General features: G+C 54.0%; 20 protein-coding genes. 8 read left to right on the top strand and 12 right to left on the bottom strand.

The window, feature by feature from the left end; genetic code table 11:
* Positions 1–84 precede the first annotated feature (84 nt).
* The 3 genes from Kalk_RS13610 (at position 85) to Kalk_RS13600 (ending at position 1,629) form a co-directional block, all read left to right on the top strand.
* On the top strand, positions 85–492 hold the full coding sequence (locus tag Kalk_RS13610; RefSeq protein ID WP_101894767.1) for a YjfI family protein: 408 nt from the start codon (positions 85–87) through the stop codon (positions 490–492).
* A 38-nt stretch (positions 493–530) separates the two neighbouring features.
* The gene (locus tag Kalk_RS13605; protein WP_101894766.1) at positions 531–1,223 is read left to right on the top strand and encodes a PspA/IM30 family protein; all 693 of its coding nucleotides are present in this window, start codon (positions 531–533) and stop codon (positions 1,221–1,223) included.
* Positions 1,224–1,311: 88 nt separating this feature from the next.
* The gene (locus tag Kalk_RS13600) at positions 1,312–1,629 is read left to right on the top strand and encodes a hypothetical protein (protein ID WP_101894765.1); all 318 of its coding nucleotides are present in this window, start codon (positions 1,312–1,314) and stop codon (positions 1,627–1,629) included.
* 22 nt (positions 1,630–1,651) lie between these two features.
* Here the strand turns inward: Kalk_RS13600 and Kalk_RS13595 are convergent, their stop codons facing one another.
* Complete coding sequence (locus tag Kalk_RS13595; protein ID WP_101894764.1) at positions 1,652–2,617, bottom strand: magnesium transporter CorA family protein; 966 nt, start codon at positions 2,615–2,617, stop codon at positions 1,652–1,654.
* A gap of 138 nt (positions 2,618–2,755) precedes the next feature.
* On the opposite strand from Kalk_RS13595, the gene Kalk_RS13590 reads away from it, so the two are divergent.
* The 3 genes from Kalk_RS13590 (at position 2,756) to cynS (ending at position 4,543) form a co-directional block, all read left to right on the top strand.
* Positions 2,756–3,334 carry a DUF1569 domain-containing protein gene (locus tag Kalk_RS13590; protein WP_101894763.1) on the top strand — a complete coding sequence of 193 codons (579 nt, stop codon included), beginning with the start codon at positions 2,756–2,758 and terminating at the stop codon, positions 3,332–3,334.
* A gap of 84 nt (positions 3,335–3,418) precedes the next feature.
* Positions 3,419–3,889, top strand: a complete 471-nt coding sequence (locus Kalk_RS13585) for an FKBP-type peptidyl-prolyl cis-trans isomerase (protein WP_101894762.1) — start codon at positions 3,419–3,421, stop codon at positions 3,887–3,889.
* A gap of 219 nt (positions 3,890–4,108) precedes the next feature.
* On the top strand, positions 4,109–4,543 hold the full coding sequence (gene cynS / locus Kalk_RS13580; protein ID WP_324772082.1) for a cyanase: 435 nt from the start codon (positions 4,109–4,111) through the stop codon (positions 4,541–4,543).
* Positions 4,544–4,641: 98 nt separating this feature from the next.
* Here the strand turns inward: cynS and Kalk_RS13575 are convergent, their stop codons facing one another.
* Positions 4,642–6,327 carry an ABC1 kinase family protein gene (locus Kalk_RS13575; RefSeq protein WP_199767915.1) on the bottom strand — a complete coding sequence of 562 codons (1,686 nt, stop codon included), beginning with the start codon at positions 6,325–6,327 and terminating at the stop codon, positions 4,642–4,644.
* Positions 6,328–6,473: 146 nt separating this feature from the next.
* Here Kalk_RS13575 and Kalk_RS13570 point away from each other — a divergent pair, with 146 nt between their 5' ends.
* Positions 6,474–6,875: an FHA domain-containing protein gene (locus Kalk_RS13570; protein WP_101894761.1), complete on the top strand. Its 402-nt coding sequence runs from the start codon at positions 6,474–6,476 to the stop codon at positions 6,873–6,875.
* A gap of 40 nt (positions 6,876–6,915) precedes the next feature.
* Positions 6,916–7,413 carry an outer membrane beta-barrel protein gene (locus Kalk_RS13565; protein WP_158643489.1) on the top strand — a complete coding sequence of 166 codons (498 nt, stop codon included), beginning with the start codon at positions 6,916–6,918 and terminating at the stop codon, positions 7,411–7,413.
* A gap of 206 nt (positions 7,414–7,619) precedes the next feature.
* Here the strand turns inward: Kalk_RS13565 and Kalk_RS13560 are convergent, their stop codons facing one another.
* From Kalk_RS13560 to Kalk_RS13515, 10 genes are all read right to left on the bottom strand, one after another.
* Entirely contained in the window at positions 7,620–8,456 is an 837-nt protein-coding gene (locus tag Kalk_RS13560; protein ID WP_101894759.1) for a nitroreductase family protein, read from the bottom strand.
* A gap of 112 nt (positions 8,457–8,568) precedes the next feature.
* Positions 8,569–8,925 carry a hypothetical protein gene (locus Kalk_RS13555; RefSeq protein ID WP_101894758.1) on the bottom strand — a complete coding sequence of 119 codons (357 nt, stop codon included), beginning with the start codon at positions 8,923–8,925 and terminating at the stop codon, positions 8,569–8,571.
* A 301-nt stretch (positions 8,926–9,226) separates the two neighbouring features.
* Positions 9,227–10,684, bottom strand: coding sequence for an aminomethyl-transferring glycine dehydrogenase subunit GcvPB (gene gcvPB, locus Kalk_RS13550; RefSeq protein WP_101894757.1), 1,458 nt, complete (start codon positions 10,682–10,684; stop codon positions 9,227–9,229).
* Entirely contained in the window at positions 10,684–12,063 is a 1,380-nt protein-coding gene (gcvPA, locus tag Kalk_RS13545; protein ID WP_101894756.1) for an aminomethyl-transferring glycine dehydrogenase subunit GcvPA, read from the bottom strand. Before gcvPA ends, gcvPB begins: the two co-directional genes overlap by 1 nt.
* Before the next feature lie 77 nt (positions 12,064–12,140).
* Positions 12,141–12,527 carry a glycine cleavage system protein GcvH gene (gene gcvH / locus Kalk_RS13540; protein WP_101894755.1) on the bottom strand — a complete coding sequence of 129 codons (387 nt, stop codon included), beginning with the start codon at positions 12,525–12,527 and terminating at the stop codon, positions 12,141–12,143.
* A gap of 50 nt (positions 12,528–12,577) precedes the next feature.
* Positions 12,578–13,660 (bottom strand): glycine cleavage system aminomethyltransferase GcvT, encoded by a 1,083-nt coding sequence (gcvT, locus tag Kalk_RS13535; protein ID WP_101894754.1) that lies wholly within the window; start codon positions 13,658–13,660, stop codon positions 12,578–12,580.
* A gap of 151 nt (positions 13,661–13,811) precedes the next feature.
* Positions 13,812–15,365, bottom strand: a complete 1,554-nt coding sequence (locus tag Kalk_RS13530; RefSeq protein ID WP_324774956.1) for an ABC transporter permease — start codon at positions 15,363–15,365, stop codon at positions 13,812–13,814.
* A 108-nt stretch (positions 15,366–15,473) separates the two neighbouring features.
* Positions 15,474–16,535, bottom strand: coding sequence for an extracellular solute-binding protein (locus Kalk_RS13525; RefSeq protein WP_233716648.1), 1,062 nt, complete (start codon positions 16,533–16,535; stop codon positions 15,474–15,476).
* Between the two features lie 108 nt (positions 16,536–16,643).
* Positions 16,644–17,984, bottom strand: coding sequence for a sensor histidine kinase (locus Kalk_RS13520; RefSeq protein WP_158643488.1), 1,341 nt, complete (start codon positions 17,982–17,984; stop codon positions 16,644–16,646).
* Positions 17,985–18,049: 65 nt separating this feature from the next.
* Positions 18,050–19,393: a sensor histidine kinase gene (locus tag Kalk_RS13515; protein WP_101894751.1), complete on the bottom strand. Its 1,344-nt coding sequence runs from the start codon at positions 19,391–19,393 to the stop codon at positions 18,050–18,052.
* Positions 19,394–19,404 lie beyond the last annotated feature (11 nt).

Here is a 19,404-nt window from a genome sequence, read left to right as displayed (position 1 = left end):
AAACAGAAACACTTGACATGTTATGTCATAGAGGTCTAACCTTAACCTTATCGACATAATATGTCAAAAAGGAGACGACAGCCGATGACCCAAATTCAGGAACTCACCTATCAACTGGGACAAGTGAATTACGAAGGGCACACCTTCGATTGTTTACCCATTCACGGCGAGCAGGAGGTGCTGCAGGTAATCGTATCGGAGCTGGATGCCATGCCGATATTCGTTACCATCACCGACACCCAAATACTGTGCATTACGTATCTGTGCAAGCAAACCGAAATTCAGCCCAAGCGCATCGCCGAACTCAATAAAACCATGCTTGAATTGAATGTAGCAATGCCCTTGAGTTCCTTTGCGATCGTAGAAGATTACTACGTTGTGTTTGGAGCCATGGCCACCAGCAGCAGCTTTAACGAAGTCTGCAAAGAATTGATCACCCTGGCCTCCAACGCTTACGACGCACTGGAAGCCATCGAAAATTACCTTGTGTAGCCATCAGGCATTTAACAAACCATCTTCGGAGAACGATCATGAGCAGCGTATTAAATAAAATCTGGACCGCACTGCGCGGTGGCGTAAGGGAAATGGGTGATGCCATTGTTGACTCAAATGGTGTTCGTATTTTCGAGCAGGAAATCGTCGACGCTAAAGCCAGCATCGGGCAAGCCAAGCACAACCTTACAGAGGTCATGGCTCGCAAGATGCAGGCTGAGCGCAAAGTAAGTAGCTTCGTGGAAGAAATTCGCAATCATGAAACCTATGCCAGCAAAGCTCTGGATCAGAATGATGAAGCACTGGCACTGGAAGTAGCAGGCAAGATCGCCACCCTGGAAAACAATAAAGCCGAACAAGATGCCATTGTGGCGCGCTTAACCGGCCAGGTCGAGCAACTCAAAGCCCATATTAAAAAGGCCGAGAAGCTAATTGCCGACCACGAACGGGAACTGTCCATTGTGCGCACCACAGAAAGCGTGCAAAAGGCCACCGAGCAAGTAGTAGAAAACGTAGCATCCAACAACTCTACGTTAAACTCTGCGCGGGAATCACTGGAGCGCATCAAAGCCCGTCAGGAAATGAAGCAGGATCAAATGGAAGCAGGCGAGCTGCTGGAGAAAGAGATGTCGGGCAATGATCTGGACAGCAAACTGGAAAGTGCGGGCATCAAAGGTGAATCCGCATCAGCGGCAGACATTTTAGCGCGTATAAAAGCAGGAAAACAGTAACCGGAAGACTTAACCATTAAACCGCAACCCAAGCAGCGCGACCCTACTCAATTGAGTGGCGTCGCGTTGTGCGTACAGGCAGATCAGCATGAATGAACGTTGGCAAAAAGAAAAACAGGCTATCAAAGCGGTGCAGGTTGCATTTGACGTATCGGCAGAAGCCCAGCGCGCCATCAAACAAGCAGCACTGGACAGCAACCTGAATCCACCTGACCAGATCCGCAAAATCCTGGGCTTGCCTTACAACAAAAAACCGGTTCGCCCTCGCCTGACGGTTTCGTTAAAAAGTGAAGACTTTGAGATTCTGGCGCAAAAATACGGCCTGGATTCAAATGATCAAAACGCAATACGGGAGCGAGTCGCCGACGAGCTGCTTAAATACGCCAGCGCACACAACAAGGCCTGATTAATGCATTCTGCAGACCCTGTTACAGCCAACGCCTTCTGCGAAAGAAGATCAACAGCGTGATCGCCACAGTAGCCATCACGCCCAATAGAATGTAATAGCCATTTTGGGAATGCAGCTCAGGCATGTTCTCAAAGTTCATACCGTAAATACCCGACAGCAAGCCCAATGGAACAAAGATCGCCGTAATCACGGTTAGCGCCTGCATGGTTTTATTCAGTTGATGAGACGTCAAAGAAATATAACCATCAATCAAATCACCACACTGCTCATAGTACAATGTCGTCAGACTGTACAACCGCTCGCACTTGTCGTACACATCCTGCATGGGGTGATACAGCGTGGCATCGCTCATATCCAGTACCGGTGTTGATTCTTTGATAATCGCTCCGAATACTTTTTCATGATAGCCGAACACCCGATTCAGCTTGCGCAGACGGGAACGATACATCACAAAGCGCTGCATCAGGCTGTCAGTGGGTGAGTCCAGCATCTCGTCTTCCATCTGACTGATCACATCCTCCAGCTCCAGCATGCGCTTGGTGTATTGCGCCAGCGACTGATTTACAATTCGCGTGAACAAAATGGCGGGGGAATGTAAAAACTTGGGCAGATCTTCCGACGCATTCCACAGACTTTCCACCCCGTAAGATACGCCATTACGCCGTGTGATCAGACAGTTCTTGCTGATAAAGAACGAAACCTGCACGTGCTTGATACTGACATCCTTTTCAAACGACTCAAAACCTCGATACAGCACAAAGGTATTGTCTTCAAAGTCTTCAAACTTGGGGGGATGCCTTTGACGCTGGGCATCCTGCACGGCAAGCATGTGGCATCCCAGGCTGGTCAGCAGCTTGGCCTCATCGGCATCGGGTTCGTCTGACATGTCAATCCAGATGACGCCACCTTGCTGCTGCCACTGACTGATAAGATCCCTGCCACCATCCGCAATATCCGCATTGTGCAACCACTTTACGCGAATCATTCACACCACCTTATAGGTCTATTACAAGCGCCCATCCCTATGGACGGGCGCTTCCTGTACTGCACCTCTTTATAATCGAATACTAGAGCTGTCACAACTGTTCCTTTCCCAATTGACCAAGCATGTAGAGAGTGAGTTATGAGCAATAAAAACAATAACATGGGTGAGCTGAACGCGCCCACCACCATGAGTCGAAAGAGTTTCCTGCGCCTGTCTGTTGGGGTGGCTGCCGCCGCCGGCCTGGGTTCACTGACCGGTTGTAGCAACAATGGCCGCGCCCTGCGCTTTGAGAGCCTGAACGACGCACTGGTTGAGCTGGCCTTGATCGAAAACAACCTGGACACTCTGGAAATGCAGCAGGAATGGTCGCTGTATAAGGTGCTTAACCACCTGGCCATGACCGCAGAGGGCGCGCTGTACGGCTTCCCTGAGAACGATCCGCCTGCCACCCAGGCCATCAACAAAATCGGCTTTAACGCCTTTGTTGCCCAGGGCTTTATGAGCCACGACCTAGCTGCCCCAGTGCCCGGCCCTGAAATCCCCGATGACGGCCCGCTGCCAGAAGCCTTTCTGCGTATCCGTAACGCCATCAGTGATTTCCAGAACTTCACTGGTGAACTGTATCCCCACTTTGCCTACGGCAACCTGACTTATGATCAGTGGGAACTGGCGAATGCCTTCCACATCGCAGATCACTTCTCCAGCTTGACCTACTAAGCCGGAGCAGGTTACAAACAAAGGGCGAATCCATCGCCCTTTTTTATTGCCCAGATTTTGATACAGGATGCAGCAGCAGCCAATATGAGCAAAGAAACCATTCAAAACAACAAACTGGTGGCTCTGAATATCACCATCCGCGATCAGGCCGGAGAACTGCTGGAAACAACCGAAGGTGTACTGCCCATGCTGTACATCCACGGCCACAGCCAAATGCCGGTAGGTTTCGAGCGCGCCCTGGAGGGCAAGTCCATCGGTGACCGGGTGGAAGCGGTAGTGCAACCAGAACACGGCTATGGCTTTCGCGACGAGGAACTGTTACAGACCGTTCCAAGGCATTTGCTGGAAGGTGAAGCCGAACTTGAAATCGGTATGCAGATCGCAGCCCAGACCGAGGATGGCCCCGTGCCGGTTCGCATCGTAGCGATGGATGCTGACAACATCACTGTGGATGGCAATCACGTCTATGCGGGTTTGCAGTTACACTTCTCGGCCGAAGTGCGCAACGTTCGCAATGCTACCGCAGAAGAACTGGCTGAAGGCCCCTATCACTGAACTCGCCCTGCCTTTCCCTCCATTTCCTCAACTGAAAACCACGCCTTCTGAAACCTGGCACAGACAGTGCTTTCTATCTGGTTATCAAATCGCTTTCGGTGCAGCTGCGATTTTTTATCCGTCATAGACGCACCATTAAGATGCTTTGCACCTGACACAACGCCCAAAAAGGGGAACCGAACCCTCTTTAAACCGATAAAGACCCGCAGGAGAATCAGCATGAGTGAAGTAGCAAAAACCATCATCGCCGCCAAAGAAAGCAAAGGCTTAAGCTGGGAAGAAATCGGCAATGCCGTTGGCATGTCACCGGTATGGACCACCTCCGCCTGCATGGGCATGAACAGCATGCCTAAAGAAACCGCAGAATCCTTGTGCAACCTATTGGGTTTAGATGCCGACATCTGTACCGCTCTGCAAAAATATCCCACTAAGGTTTGGGATCAAGCAGTGCCCACCGACCCTCTGGTGTACCGACTCTATGAAATAGTAGGCGTCTATGGTGAAACATTGAAAGAAGTGATTCAGGAAAAATTCGGTGACGGCATTATGAGCGCCATCGATTTTTCTATGGAAGTGGAAAAGGAAGAGAACCCAAAAGGTGATCGTGTTGTCATCACCATGAACGGAAAATTCCTGCCCTACAAGGCCTGGTAAAAGCAACGCGTCGAAAGCTTGAAACTAGCGTTCACCGGCTGGCTTTGCAACGGCCCATGAACGTTAGTTTTCTGGCTGACGGCTACTGTAAGTTAACCTTAGTTCAGATCCCGTTTTTTACGCTGCCACCAAGTCACCACCTGCACACGGAACACATTGCCGGTTACCCCCAGAACACCCAACAAACCGATCACGTTCAGCACACTGATGTCATAAATACGCGGGCCGTGTGAGGTAATCAACATAAGCGTAAACACAAGCAGAAAACCCACATCGTAGATTGCCTGCGTTTGCCGATAGCTGGCATCCTCTAACCGATAAGACAGCCTGTCAATCAAATACGCATCGAGTTTTTGTGATGAGCCACGATGCTGCTGTTGCGGTAATTCAGAAGGTGCCTCGTATACTTTATCCACAAAGCGAATGGCACGACTGCCCAAAGAGCGCGCCAGGCGCGCAGGGTGATAGCGCTTCTTAATCAGATCCTTGATGAGAGGCTCCGCTGCCTCCATCAAATTGAAGTCCGGTTTTATTAAGCGGCCAAACCCTTCCAATGTAATAAACGCTTTGGCCGCCAAGGTGATGTCCGAAGGCAACACCAAATCGTAGTTGCGCATCAACGCCATGCAATCAAGCAGGATCTGCGGAATATCAATTTCATTCAGGGGCAAGCCGTAATACTGCTCGATCAATTCGCCACATTCACGGGCCAGCGCCTCCACATCCACATTATCACTGTTACTCCACTCCACCAGAACAGCGGCTGCGGCATCGGTCTCTTGAAAAATGATGGATCGCACCAAACGAATCATTTGCTCACGACGCTGGTAACTGAGCTTGCCCACCATCCCAAAGTCCAACATGGCAATACCATTGCCAGGCAACGCGTAAAAATTGCCGGGGTGTGGATCAGCGTGAAACAGGCCATCCTCCAACATACATTTCCACGCCACCTGCGAGCCACGTAACGCCAACACTTCGCGATCCAGCCCGGCTTTATCCAATGCTTCCGGATCCTTAGCGGATATACCCTGAACAAACTCCTGCACATTCAGTGTTTCGCTGGTCCACTGCCAGTAGATTTTGGGAATCTTCAGCCACTTAAATTTGCGCAGATTCTTGGCGATGCGCTCTGCGTTCTTGGCCTCAATAGTAAAATCCAGCTCGCGCTTCAACGAACGATCAAACTCACGCACCATTTCCTCTGGCTGATAACGACGCAACTCCACCGATTGAATCGCCAACAATCGGGCCATACTGTGCATCAAACGCAGATCCGCCTCGATGGTGGATTTCACCCCAGGCTTGCGCACTTTCAACACCACCCGCTCGCCTTTCTTGGTCATCGCCTCATGCACCTGCGCCATGGATGCACTGGCCAGCGGCAACTCATTCACATAACGAAATACTTTGGCAGGCGGTGCGCCCAAGGCTTTCTCAATCAGCGGCTCGACCTCACTATAGGGCAACACCGGCGCGTTATCCTGCAGCTTTTCCAACTCGTGAATCATATCCTGGCTGAACAGATCCACCCGCGTTGCCAGTATCTGCCCCAGTTTGATAAAAGTTGGGCCCATCTCTTCGATGGCGCAACGAAAACGCTCCGGCGGCTTCATATTAAGCAGCTCATTAGAAATCGGTGCCCGCATAAAACGGCTGGTGTGCTCCACCGTATTGGATAACCCCATGCGACGCATCATGTCGCCAAAGCCATATTTGATCAGAATGGAAAAGATCTCATTTAGCCGTTTAACATCTTTTACCGGGTTGGATAGCATGCCCATTGGAAGTGTGTTCCCTCGTAACCTGTTGTTTTTATCTTACCATCACCACTATTGCCCAGGATATTGTGACCTTTTCCTCTATTTTTATAAACCTATAGAGGGCATTATTTCAGCCGTAATCAGGATACCTCTCAAGGAGGCTGGCCATGGGATCGGCTGCACACAACCGTATATTGCACACCATCACCCCCTTTCCGCTGCATCGTCATTTTCAACGGGAATCACGCCAACCTTGCCCCTATGCACGCTTCATCATCTTATCGGCACCCCTGCGGGGCTTGGAGATGGTGCTGAAACCCCATAAAGATCAGAATCACTGGAGCCTGGGCTCCGCCAGTGGCGTTGACTTTTATATTCGAGATCCAGGCCTGTTAGCGTATCACCTATGCATAGAGCACAGTGAAGATCAGTGGATGATTACCACCCACCCAGACAGCGAAGGCTGCATCGTTAACGGTGAGCCTATGGAGATGGCGGTTATTGAAGACGGTGATCGCTTGATCGTAGGTCGGTTTGAACTGGTGTTTTTGGAAGGTGCTTGCACCTGACCCTGTTCGTTACATTCCCTCACAGAAAGATTCGAAATTTTTGGCATCTGCCATTGCTATGGCTGCGTGTGGTTCTGTCTACGCGCAAGATCAAGGTGTTTACGTTGGGGTTAAGGGCGGTAGTTTTCAAGTGGATATTGAAAATGCCAGCGACCCGACTGGTGGCGGCTTTTTACTCGGATACAATTTTGGCAAAGGCCCTGCCATAGAGTTTGAACGCAACAGTTCTGGCTCAATCAGCTTTTCCGGCGGCCAAAATATCTATTATGGCTCAGCCGAAATAGAAACCACCGCACTGTATTTTGCCTATCGCTCCGAGGGCACCGTATTTTTCAAAGTACGAGCAGGCCTGCTCAAAGAAGACGTGACTGTTAACTCATCTTATTCTGGAAACGATTTCGGCGAATCAGACACTGGCCTGTCCGTTGGCGGAGGCGTTGGGGTCAACATGGGCAACATTGCTCAACTGGAAGCGGAATACACCATTATCGAGCAAGATGTCAGCCTGCTGAGCGTTGGCTTTAATCTGCGGTTCTAATTATTATTTTAGGGTGCTTGGTCAGATGTTTAGGGTTTGCTTTAGCCGCTCGCTGTAGCATCGAGCGGCTTGGGGATCATGTATTGCATCACTTCACCGCCATCAACAACCTGCCCCGTTTCGACCTGGGCCAGATACTCATCCAAAGCATCATTGATCACCCAACCTTTTGGGCTTCTTAGCTTTTCTGCTCAGGTTAAACCCACTCAAACGTAGCGAACAAAATTCTCACGATCAAACTTAACCCGTGGGAAGTACACACCATCTTTGGCACGCTCACCGGCACCGACAACCATCACCACCTCGGCATCGCGGGGCAGTTTTAGCAACTTGCGTACCCGCTGCTCATCCATACCCTCCATGGGGCAGGAATCAAAACCATAGGCCCGGAACGCCAGCATCAGATTCTCGGCTGCTAATGCCGTGCTCTTAATCGCCCACACCCGCATATCGGATTTGGTGAACGGGCCACGAGGCATCGGGCGGAACGCACCGGCCAGATTGGTGAAGGCTTTCTTCACTACGCCCACCGCATGAAACGGCCCCTGCCAATAGGTGAACGCCACACCCTTGGTGTAGAACTCCTTCCAGTGTTTGGGGATCTTGGGCTGCGGCCATTGCTCGATATTCAGCTTGGCAATTTTGCGCCAATTGTTGGTACGGGCCACCACCACAATCAGCTCTGCCGCTGTGGTCGCTGCATTCTGACTCATGCAGGCTTCCACCAGCTTTTGCTTTTTATCGGGGGACTGCACCACATGGAACTCCCAAGGCTGCAGATTGCAGGAACTGGGGGCAATCAGCGCCAGATCAATGCAAGCATCCAACACGTGCTTGGGAATGGGCTTATCGGTGAACTTACGTACCGAGCGGCGGCTTTCCACCACCTGGGTAAACGCTTCACCGTGGTTTTGTTCCGGCGCAGGCTCGTAATAGCGCTTTTTGGCTTTGTAATCGTAGCCGTCGATGGTTTTGCCACGGCGTAAGGTTTCTTTCAGGTCTTCCAGAAAGGAGGTTTGTTCTTCTAATTCTGATTCGGCCATTATGATTAGCCCTCTGTGATCTGCTGGCAGTTGTTGATTTACTGATCACTATATCAGGTGTTTACCAAAATCAAAGACCTACCCCATTTTTTGTTTCTTTCCCAACTCGACGCTAGACCCTACCATCTAGTTTCATCTGCTCTTTTAGCCAGACTTCGTACTCTTCCATCGTCATAGGGTTTTCAATATCTTCTTCGGTATGATCCCAATCATATAACGTTTGGTCGTCATCATACTTTCGAATAAGATCCACACAGGGCGCCAACGGCAACACCATAATAATGATAAAGCTTAAAGACATTCTATGGGCATTACTTAGAGGAAGCCCTAGCTTTTGGACAAAAACATCTACGTATGATGGCGCCTTGCGTAGCCTATCTTCGATTACCATAAAACCACCTTCACCAAATTCCGGATCATTTAAAAGGCAATCAAACTCGCGCTCAAGAAATTCCTGAATTTTATCCATTTAACTCTCCGCTACTGTTCCCATGTTGGGTGGGTTGTTTTCACTGTGCCAGTATTTTCATCGAGCCGCACTGTTACGCGCACCCCATTATAGTTGCCGTATAATTAGCGAACTTTTCGCTTTGATAGAAAAGGTCAACAAAGGCTCAACATTACATCAGCTGCTGAGATTATTTACGAATTTTTGGATGCAGGATAAATTGTTGAGATAATCAGAAGCTTCCTGGATAAAGAGGGTGGCCCCTATGACACAGGCAGCCACCCTCTTTGTTTGATCTTTTTAAACCGTATTCGTTACGTTTTTATTTCCCCCACACCAAATCCAATTCCCTTGCCGCCTTCACGTCATCCAACCTTCTCACAGGTTGGGTATAGGGCGCGCCTTTTACCAGGTCTGGTGTTTCTTCGGCTTCTTTCTGGATTTTAACCATGGCTTCGATGAAGCCGTCCAACTCATCCGGGGATTCGGTTTCGGTGGGTTCGATCAGCCAGCACTCGGGCACCAGTAATGGGAAATAGGTGGTGGGTGCGTGGTAGCCGTAGTCGAGCATGCGTTTGGCGAAGTCCATGGCGCTCACGTGCAGCTCTTTCGCTTGCTTGCTCAAGGTGATGATGAATTCGTGGGTGGCACGACGATTGGGGTAGGCCAATTGGAACCCGGCCTGCTCCGCTTTTTTCATCATGTAGTTGGCGTTTAATGTGCTGAATTCGCCGACGCGGTGCATGCCTTCTTTACCCAGTACGCTGGCGTAGAAGTAGGCGCGCAGCAGTACACCGGCGTTGCCCATGTAGGTAGACAGGCGGCCGATGGTGCCGGGGATGTCTTTTTCGGTAAGCCAGCGATAGTGGTCGGCGCCATTGACGTGTTCTTTGCCAACGATGGGCGTGGGCAGGTAGGGCAGCAGGCGCTCGCCTACTCCAACCGGGCCTGCGCCGGGGCCGCCACCGCCGTGTGGCGTGGCGAAGGTTTTATGCAGGTTCATGTGCAGCACGTCAAAGCCCATGTCGCCGGGGCGCACTTTGCCGAGGATGGCGTTGAGGTTGGCACCATCGTAATAGAGCAGCCCGCCTGCTTCGTGAACGGTTTTGGCGATTTCTTTTATTTTTCGTTCAAACACGCCACAGGTTGATGGGTTGGTCATCATCAGTCCGGCGGTGTGAGGGCCGACGGCGGCTTTTAAGGCATCAACGTCAACGTCGCCGTCGGCGTTAACGGGTATTTCACGCACTTTGTAGCCACACATAACGGCGGTGGCCGGGTTGGTGCCGTGGGCCGCTTCGGGGATGAGGATTTCGGTACGTTCGTGGTCGTTGCGGGCTTCGTGGTAGGCGCGGATCATGGCGACACCGGCGAATTCACCCTGGGCACCGGCCATGGGGGTGAGGGATACGCCTTTCATGCCGGTGACGTCTTTCAGTACTTCTTGCAGGTCGTACAGGCAAGCCAGGTAGCCTTGGCTATGTTGTTCCGGTGCCAGGGGGTGGCGGCCAAGAAAGCCTGGCAGCATGGCAGCACGATGTGCGCCCCGTGGATTGTATTTCATGGTGCAGCTACCCAGCGGGTAGAACTGGGTGTCGATGCTGAAGTTTTTGCGCGACAGGTTGGTGTAGTGTCGCACGACTTGCATCTCGCCTACTTCGGGCATCAAGGGTTTTTGCTTGCGCAGCAAACCTTCGGGGATGGTGCCTTTAAGTTGTTGTGCTTTGGGGGACTGCGAGGTGGCGCGGCGTCCGCTTTGGCTTTTTTCAAAAATAAGCATTACTGCGCTCCTTCTGTGGTGTCGGCCAATACTTCAGCCAGCACGGTGGCATAGCGATCAAGGTCCGCTTGGGTTTTGGTTTCAGTGGCACATAACAATATGCAGTTGCTGAGTTCGGGGTAGTACTCGCCCAAATCCAGCCCGCCCTGAATGCCTCGCTTGGCCATTTTTTTCAGCGCTGTGGTGGCTTTCAATGGCAGGCTGATGACGACTTCATGGAAGGTGGCGGCGCTGAAGACTTTCTCTACACCGTCGATGGCTGTGAGTTTTTCTAACAATGATTGGGTGTTGTTGTGGCTGGCAATGGCCACTTGCTCTAAGCCATCTGCCCCCAGCAAGCTCATGTACACGGTGGCGGCGGTCATGGCCAGGCCTTGGTTGGTACAGATGTTGGAGGTGGCTTTGGAGCGGCGAATGTGTTGCTCGCGGGCTTGCAGGGTGAGGGCAAAACCGGGGCGGCCTTCCATGTCTACGGTGCGGCCGATGATGCGGCCAGGCATCTGGCGCACGTGCTGTTGTTTGCAGGTAATGAATCCGAAATAGGGGCCGCCGGAGGACAAGGGCACGCCCAGGGGCTGACCTTCACCGGTGGCGATGTCGGCGCCAGTTTCGCCCCATTCACCGGGCGGGGTGAGGATGGCCAGTGAGGTGGGGTTGACGGAGGCGATGACCAGCATGCCGTGGGCGTGTGCCCAGTCGGTTAGTGCGTCTACGTCTTCCAGTGAGCCGAAAAAGTTGGGCTGCTGGATGATGAGGGCGGCGAAGTCTTGCCCTTCGAAGTGCTTGAGTGCATCCACCGGGGTGGTGCCCTGCGCGCTGCAATAAGGCACTTCTACTAATTCCAGGCCCTGGTTTTCGACGATGTTGGTGGTGGCCTGACGGTAGAGCGGGTTAACGCTGGACAGCACCAGTGCTTTTTTGGATTTGGATTTGCGGTTGGCGCGCACGGCCATCAGCACGGCCTCGGCCAGACCGGAGCCGCCGTCGTACAAGGAGGCGTTGGAGACGTCCATGCCATTTAAGTGGGCGATCATGGATTGGAATTCGTAGATGACCTGCAAGGTGCCCTGACTGGCCTCGGCCTGATAGGGTGTGTAGGCCGTGAGGAATTCCCCGCGCCCGGCGATTTCCCACACGGCGGCCGGGATGTGATGCTCGTAGGCTCCCGCGCCGATAAAACACAGGTTGCCGCTGTCGTGGGCGGCACGATCGCTCATGATGCGGGTGGTTTCCATCTCGGATTTTCCGGCTGGAACGTGTTGCAGCGGCTGGGCGATGATGTCTTTGGGGATTTCATCAAACAGATCATCAATGCTGTCGGCACCGATGGTGTCGAGCATGCGTTTTACGTCATCGTCGGTGTGGGGAATGTAGGGCATGTTGGGGTCCTGATATAAATGCAAAAGCCCGACTGGCAAGAATCGGGCTGTTTACGGCGACGGTTTTTACAACCGACTTATTCGTCTTCGATCTGTGCCTGATATTCGTCGGCGGTGAGGGTGTTTTCCAGCTCGGCACCGTCGGCGATCTCAATTTTGAACATCCAGCCATCGCCATAGGGATCGGAGTTGACGGTTTCAGGGGCATCTTCCAATAGCGGGTTGATTTCCACCACTTCACCAGACACCGGGGTGTAGATGTCGGAGGCTGCTTTTACGGATTCAACGACACCGGCTTCGTCACCCGCGGCCAGGGTGGTGCCGACTTCGGGGGTTTCCACAAACACCAGATCGCCCATGGCTTCTTGGGCGTGAGCTGTGATGCCGATGGTGGCAACGCCGTCTTCTACCCGAACCCATTCGTGTGACGACAGGTAACGCAATTCGGTTGGTATTTCGCTCATGATCATTCCTCAGAACTGATAAAGGTTTAAAAAAGAGTTAAAAATTTGAACTAAAAAACCTGTTTGCCGTTGCGGACGAAGGGGGCTTTGACGACTTTGACGTCGTGCAGCTTGCCTCGAATTTCCACTTGGGCGACATCGCCGGTGGCGGCGGGAACCCGCGCCAGAGCAATAGAATAGCCTAAGGTCGGGGAAAATGTACCACTGGTAATTTCGCCCTCGCCTACATTTTCTACGATGACTTTCTGGTGACCGCGGAGCACGCCACGGGTTTCCAGCACCAGGCCCACCTGTTTGAAGTCCACGCCGTCTACTTTTTGCTGTTGCAATGAGGATCGGCCGATGAAGTCGCGCTCCTCTGGGCCCCAGGAGATGGTCCAGCCCATACCGGCGGCCAGTGGGGATACGGTTTCATCCATGTCGGAACCGTACAGATTCATACCGGCTTCCAAGCGCAGGGTATCGCGCGCGCCCAATCCGCAGGGAGCCACGCCGCCTTCGATCAGTTGCTGCCAAAAGCCGGGAGCCTGTTCGTTGGGCAACATGATTTCGAGGCCATCTTCGCCGGTGTAGCCGGTGCGGGCAATAAACCAGTCCTGGGCAGGCAGGCCCTGAAAGATGCTGAGGCTGTTGATGACGGCAGCTTTAGGCTCACCCACTACGGCGCAGGTTTTGGCGATGGCGTTGGGGCCCTGTACGGCGATCATGGCGAAGTCGGGGCGCTCGGTGATGCTGACATCGTATCCTGCGCTCTGTTTTTCCATCCAGGCCAGATCTTTTTCACGGGTCGCGCAATTCACTACTACCCGGTACCAGCCTTCCATGTTGTAGACGATGAGATCGTCGATCACGCCGCCTTTTTCATTGAGCATGCCGCTGTAGAGGGCTTTGCCGGGAGTCTTGAGCTTGATCACGTCGTTGGCGAGCAATTTCTGCAGATAGGCCCGACAGTCCGCCCCCTGTACATCCACTACGGTCATGTGAGAGACATCAAACATACCGGCGTCGGTACGCACGCTGTTGTGCTCTTCGATCTGGGAACCGTAGTTGATAGGCATGTCCCAGCCGCCAAAATCCACCATTTTGGCACCTGATTGCAGGTGGCTGTTGTATAGAGCTGTGCGCTGGGCCATGCTTGGTCTCCTGTTTTGGCACGATTGTACCAAAACAATGCTGTTGGGGGTTAGCTTGTTTGTACCAAATTGAGGGGGGCAATTGTACTCAGGTCGGAGGCACGTGGCCAGTGGTGTAGAGCGGTTGACTAAGGTGTGCGTGCCGTTAGGGTCAGCGGGCGGATCGGCGCACCAGAATAACCACCGGCACCAGCCCCACCAATACGATAGATAACCCCGGCAGGGCCGCCTGCTGCCAAAGGCCTTCGGAGGTCATTTCATAGATGCGCACGGCCAGGGTATCCCAGCCGAATGGACGCATCAGCAAGGTCGCTGGCATCTCTTTCATAACATCCACAAACACCAGCAACGCGGCGGTAAGCAGGCCCGGCGCCAGCATGGGCAGGTAGATACGGCGCACGATCTCCGGTGGACGGGCCCCCAGAATGGCGGCGGCCTCGGGAATCGAGGGTTTGATGCGATCCAGGCTGGTTTCTACCGGGCCGAACGCGGCGGCCAGAAAGCGCGTGGTGTAGGCCAGCAGCAACGCCAGCACGCCTCCGACGAAGATGGGCTGTACGCTGAGGCCGAGGGCGGTTTGCAGTTGGGCTGCCCAGGCATCCAACCAGTTGAAACTGAGCATGATCCCCACCGCCAGCACAGAGCCCGGCAGTGCATAGCCCACCGTGGCCAGCCGCACGATTCCACCAGACAGCGCGCCCTTGTAGGTGCGACGATAGAGCGCCAGCAGGAAGGCGGCGATCACCGTCACCACTGCGGCGATGGCAGCCAGGGTGAGTGTATGCCCGACCAACCCCAGGTAGCGTTCATCCAAACCGCGCCAGGCACCTTGAATTATCCACAGCAACAGATGCCCCACTGGAATCACAAAGGCCACCAGAAACACCAACCCACACCAAGCGGACACCAACCAGGCGCGGGAGCCGGATAAGGCTATGCGGGCGCTAGAATTACGCCGCCGCCCATTTTGAAAATAGCGGGCCGAGCCACGCCCGCTGCGCTCAAGGTAAAGACCGCTGAGCACGATAACCAATAATAGTGAGGCCAACTGGGCGGCTGTTTGCAGATCAAAAAAACCGTACCAGGCCTTATAAATGGCGGTGGTGAAGGTATCGTAATTGAACACCGCCACCGCACCAAAATCCGCCAGGGTTTCCATCAGCGCCAACGACAAACCGGCGATAATCGCAGGCCTTGCCATGGGTAACGCAACCCGCAGAAAGCCCTGCAAGGGGCCATATCCCAGCACTCGCGCTGCCTCTAGCGGCTCGCGCCCCTGTGACAAAAAGGCGCTGCGGGCCAGCATGTAAACATAGGGGTACAGCACCAGCGACATCACCAGCACCACGGGGAAGGTGCCCCGAAAACTAAACGAAAGTTGGGGGCCGAACCAGTCCCGCAGGGCGCCCTGCACCGGGCCTGCGTAATCCAGCAACCCCACCATAACAAAGGCCATAACATAGGCAGGCACGGCCAGAGGCAGCATTAGAACCACATCAAACACCCGCCGCCCCGGAAAGTCGCAGGTGGCGGTGAACCAGGCCAGGGGAACACCGATCAACAGCACCAGAACCGCCACTCCCAGCACCAGAACAAAGGTGTTGCCCAATAATCGGAACAATTGAGTCTGGGCCAGATGCAACCAGATCTCGGCATTAACGTCGCCCCAACTGAAGGCAATCACCAGCAGGGGTGCGCCCACCATCAGCGCCAAAAGCAAGGCGCAGGCGCGCAACAACCCCACCCGCCGCAACAGTTTGGGCAAGTAGGGTTGGGGGCGGGCGATGACGGTAGCGGTCATCGTGCGGGGGATTTAGCGGTAACCGGCACGATCCATCAACTTGATGGCTTCAGCCTGCCGTCGACCTGCCACTTCCACGTTCAGATCATCGGCTTTGAACTCGCCCCAGGATTTCACCAGATCATCCACTGGCACTGCCGGGTTAACCGGATACTCCATATTGAGGCCACCAAACATGGCCTGGGCTTCTCCTTGGGCCAACCACTCCAGCAGTTGCCTTGCCTGGGCGGGGTGCTTGGCATGTCGGGTAACACCGGCACCGGAAACGTTCACATGTACTCCCGAGGTAAGCTGGTTGGGCCAGAACAATGCCATGGGGATGGCTGGGTCCTCTGCCTGCATGCGACCAAAATAGTAGGTGTTCACGATGCCCACATCACACTGCCCTGCCACAATGGCCTCCATCAGCGAGGTGTCGTTAGGGAACACATCGGTGACCAAGTTATCCACCCAGCCTTTCACGATCTCTTCGGTACGTTGCTCGCCATGGCGCTCAATCAGGGTCGCCACCAGCGACTGGTTATACACTTTTTTGGACGTACGCAGACACAGGCGGCCATCCCAGGCTGCGGTCGCCAGGTTTTCATAGGTGGAAAGTTCTTCCGGTTTAACCCGTTCAGTGGAGTAGACAATGGTGCGCGCCCGGATGGACAGACCGAACCAGCGATTCTCGGAATCCTGATATTTGGCCGGGATATTCTGTTCCAACACCTCGGACTCGGTGGACTGCAACAGGCCCATATTGGCCGCCTGCCAGAGATTACCGGCGTCTACCGTGATCAGCAGATCTGCGGGGGTCCGCTCGGCTTCGGCCTGCAAACGCGCCATGAGGGGGCCTTCGCCATCGGTAATGTAGGAGATCTTGATGCCGGTTTCATCGGTGAAGCGGTCAAACAGAGGCTTGACCAAATGCTCATTACGTGACGAATACACTACTATTTCAGTAGGTTGCCCGGCTTCCGCCTCTGACTTGGCGCTATCCTGATCGCTGCATCCTGCGATCCCACCGAGCGCCATCGCTGACAGGGCCAGCGTAAAAACCGGCGAAAGGATATTCATTACACGCTTTTTCATAGGTAAACCTCTGTATTTGCATTGGGTGTAAATGATAATTTGCTGCATTTGCAAATGAAACAGTTTTACCAAATTTTTATGGGCAAATTGCTGCTTAGTTGATGGGAATCAACTCGGTAGGTAAAGATTGAAACAGACATTGCTGGCCGCCGGATCGGAACTGACGCCAATGCGCCCACCGTGCAGCAGCACATGCTCCTGCGCCAGGGCCAGCGCCAGGCCAGACATCCCCACGTCGCGGCCGTTCTGACTGTGCAGGTGATTATAACGATCGAACAGACGCTGTTTGCCGGCCTCCGACAATTCGCCAGGGTACAGCACCTGAATCAGAGCACCTTGGGTCATCTCACCGAGTGTAAGACGCACCACTCCCTGCTTGGCATACATGAGCGCATGACGAACCAGCGCGCCGACTGCCTGTGTGATCTGTTCACCATTGGCCTCGATCACCAGGCTGTCCTCAGCCTCCATCATCAATTGCAGATCAAACCTGCCCGCCACCGGTGCCAGCTCCTGGGTTGTGCGCACCAACAACTCCTTCAGATCCAGCGGGCTGCGTTTCGGCTCTTGAGGAGTCTCTGCATCCAGTTGCGCCAGAGCAAGCAGGTCGTTGACCAGGGCAAGCATATTACCTGAGTGATTCACTACCTGGCCCAGGGCCAATTGCTCGCGCTCATCGAGCTTATCCGACGCCCGGTGCTGCAGGCGTTTGGAAAACCCCAGAATGGCATTCAGGGGGGTTTTCATCTCATGGCTCATATTGGCCAGAAAGCGGGTTTTCGATTCCACCGCCACCGTCAGCTCACGTTCGGCAGTCTCTGCCCGCTCCACCTGCCTGGACAGACGTTCATTGTGCTCTGCCAGGATCCGCTCGGAGTGGCCGATCTGGCCGAGGTAATTACTGATCAATATCAGGGTGGCACAGGTCACACCCAGGGCTTGCATCAACTGCTGGGCGGCAACGTGTTCAGGCGGCGTCAGATCCGGAAGCGGAATTCCGTGGCCTTCGGCCCAGTAGCAGGCATACATAGAAAGCAGCACTATGGCACCCCAGCTCAGGCCGCTGCTCATTCCCCGCAGCAACCCCGCCAGCAACGGCACCAGAAACCACCAACCCACCGCCGAGGTGCCAACCCCGCCACTGGTTAATACAGCACCGGCACCGGCCACATAAATGGCCAAGACCACCAACTGGGTACTGATGTGATAATTCTTAAACCAACCCAAGACAGCGATGGATGTGATCGCCAGCAGCATGGCCGCAGGCACCGTAACCATGCGCAAGGAAATGTGCCATTCGTAGGCACGCAGCAGAAAAGGAATACCCAACAATATAAGCAGAAGAGATGTGCCAGTGATGGTACGAATACGCCGCAACTGGATGGGATCGGTTTTATCCTCATCCCAACCGCAATTCAGCAGCTGATTCAGCAATCCCTCCAACGACACTCTCCAATGAAATCCCTTTCACATCAGTATAGTGCCTGAATCTCAACCGTGCGCCAAACCTGCTCTTAACCGCACGGCAGAGTTAATTGGTAGAGGGTTCCCCGCTGCGGATGCGGGCTTACCTGCAAGTCGCCCCCATGACGACGCACGAACTCACGGGCCAGCACCATGGCCAAACCGGATACCAGATCAGGCCGCTCGGACAGACTGTGCAGGTGATCGTACCGATCAAATATGCGTTGCAGCTGCTCATCGTTGAAACAAAGCTGTTCGCAATGCACCCGCATCACCCAGCGCTGTTCACCTACGGCCTGCCCACTGATCTGTCCTGAGACACGTATAACCCCTTGCGGGCAATATTGCACCGCATGTCGCAACAGGGTTTCCAGCGCCCGCTTTAGACGGGACAGATCGCCATGGATCAGCACTTCGGGCAGAGGGGCATCTGCCACGACATCAAGGCCAAACTGACCGGCCTTACGCTGCATGTCAGGCAACAACAGGCTCACGGTTTCACGCAGATTCATTGCGCTGCGCCCGAGCTGCAATTTGCCTGCTTCAAGCTCCGACAGTTCCAGCAGATCCGACACCAGCCGCAACATTTGCTCGCCGTTATCCACCACCAGTTGCAGGCCGTCTCGCTGCCGCTCGTTGAGCTGGGCATCCAACTGCTGCGAAACCCGGCGGGAGAACCCCAGAATAGAGTTAAGCGGCGTGCGCAGCTCGTGGGTCATGTTGGCCAGAAAGCGGGTTTTGGCAGCGGAAGCCTCCACTGCGGCCGCTTCGGCGCTTTCTGCTCGCGCCACTTGTTGCTGCAACGATGCATTCTTCTGCGCCAGGCTGCGTTCCGAGGTTTCGATCTGAGTCAGGTAAGCGGTCATCAATATCAGCACCGCCAGGAACTCACCCACCACCAGCACCACGCGCTGGGCATTGCGGGCCTCTGGCGGAGTCAGATTGGGGAAGGTGTGGCCATGGGTTTCAAGGTAGAACAGGATCAGACTGGAAAGCAGAGCGATCACGATCCACACCAGCCCCGTACGCAGCCCCATCAACAGGCCGCCAATCAACGGTACGATCAGCCACCAGGCCACCGCACCGGACTCCAGCCCACCTACAGTGAGATATTGATTCAACCCCCCCAAATACACCCCGAACGCCAAACTGTGCACACTGAGGGTAAAGCGCTGCACGCGCAGCAGCCACAAAGCCAATAACCCGAAACTCACTGCGGTGCCCAGAAAAGCCTGACGGATGGGTAGATCCCACTGGATAGCGCGAGCAACAAAAGGAATGCCGATCAGGATTAACAGCAGACAGGCAGACACCAGCGTACGCACACGGCGCATTTGCCGGGGGTCGGTGGTGGCTGGATCCCACCCCCAATTCAGAAACTGGTTAAATGTCATGATGCAGCCCC

Source organism: Ketobacter alkanivorans (assembly GCF_002863865.1).
Classification (GTDB): domain Bacteria; phylum Pseudomonadota; class Gammaproteobacteria; order Pseudomonadales; family Ketobacteraceae; genus Ketobacter; species Ketobacter alkanivorans.
Note: the sequence above shows the minus strand (reverse complement) of the source record. Positions and strands in the feature narration are given on the sequence as shown.

What these genes read in the sequence shown, in the direction of transcription:
- Kalk_RS13610 (WP_101894767.1), top strand. Translation starts at nt 85, where the DNA reads ATGACCCAAATTCAGGAACTCACCTATCAACTGGGACAAGTGAATTAC.
- Kalk_RS13605 (WP_101894766.1), top strand. Translation starts at nt 531, where the DNA reads ATGAGCAGCGTATTAAATAAAATCTGGACCGCACTGCGCGGTGGCGTA.
- Kalk_RS13600 (WP_101894765.1), top strand. Translation starts at nt 1,312, where the DNA reads ATGAATGAACGTTGGCAAAAAGAAAAACAGGCTATCAAAGCGGTGCAG.
- Kalk_RS13595 (WP_101894764.1), bottom strand. Translation starts at nt 2,617, where the DNA reads ATGATTCGCGTAAAGTGGTTGCACAATGCGGATATTGCGGATGGTGGC.
- Kalk_RS13590 (WP_101894763.1), top strand. Translation starts at nt 2,756, where the DNA reads ATGAGCAATAAAAACAATAACATGGGTGAGCTGAACGCGCCCACCACC.
- Kalk_RS13585 (WP_101894762.1), top strand. Translation starts at nt 3,419, where the DNA reads ATGAGCAAAGAAACCATTCAAAACAACAAACTGGTGGCTCTGAATATC.
- cynS (WP_324772082.1), top strand. Translation starts at nt 4,109, where the DNA reads ATGAGTGAAGTAGCAAAAACCATCATCGCCGCCAAAGAAAGCAAAGGC.
- Kalk_RS13575 (WP_199767915.1), bottom strand. Translation starts at nt 6,327, where the DNA reads ATGGGCATGCTATCCAACCCGGTAAAAGATGTTAAACGGCTAAATGAG.
- Kalk_RS13570 (WP_101894761.1), top strand. Translation starts at nt 6,474, where the DNA reads ATGGGATCGGCTGCACACAACCGTATATTGCACACCATCACCCCCTTT.
- Kalk_RS13560 (WP_101894759.1), bottom strand. Translation starts at nt 8,456, where the DNA reads ATGGCCGAATCAGAATTAGAAGAACAAACCTCCTTTCTGGAAGACCTG.
- Kalk_RS13555 (WP_101894758.1), bottom strand. Translation starts at nt 8,925, where the DNA reads ATGGATAAAATTCAGGAATTTCTTGAGCGCGAGTTTGATTGCCTTTTA.
- gcvPB (WP_101894757.1), bottom strand. Translation starts at nt 10,684, where the DNA reads ATGCTTATTTTTGAAAAAAGCCAAAGCGGACGCCGCGCCACCTCGCAG.
- gcvPA (WP_101894756.1), bottom strand. Translation starts at nt 12,063, where the DNA reads ATGCCCTACATTCCCCACACCGACGATGACGTAAAACGCATGCTCGAC.
- gcvH (WP_101894755.1), bottom strand. Translation starts at nt 12,527, where the DNA reads ATGAGCGAAATACCAACCGAATTGCGTTACCTGTCGTCACACGAATGG.
- gcvT (WP_101894754.1), bottom strand. Translation starts at nt 13,660, where the DNA reads ATGGCCCAGCGCACAGCTCTATACAACAGCCACCTGCAATCAGGTGCC.
- Kalk_RS13530 (WP_324774956.1), bottom strand. Translation starts at nt 15,365, where the DNA reads ATGGTGGGCGCACCCCTGCTGGTGATTGCCTTCAGTTGGGGCGACGTT.
- Kalk_RS13525 (WP_233716648.1), bottom strand. Translation starts at nt 16,535, where the DNA reads ATGAAAAAGCGTGTAATGAATATCCTTTCGCCGGTTTTTACGCTGGCC.
- Kalk_RS13515 (WP_101894751.1), bottom strand. Translation starts at nt 19,393, where the DNA reads ATGACATTTAACCAGTTTCTGAATTGGGGGTGGGATCCAGCCACCACC.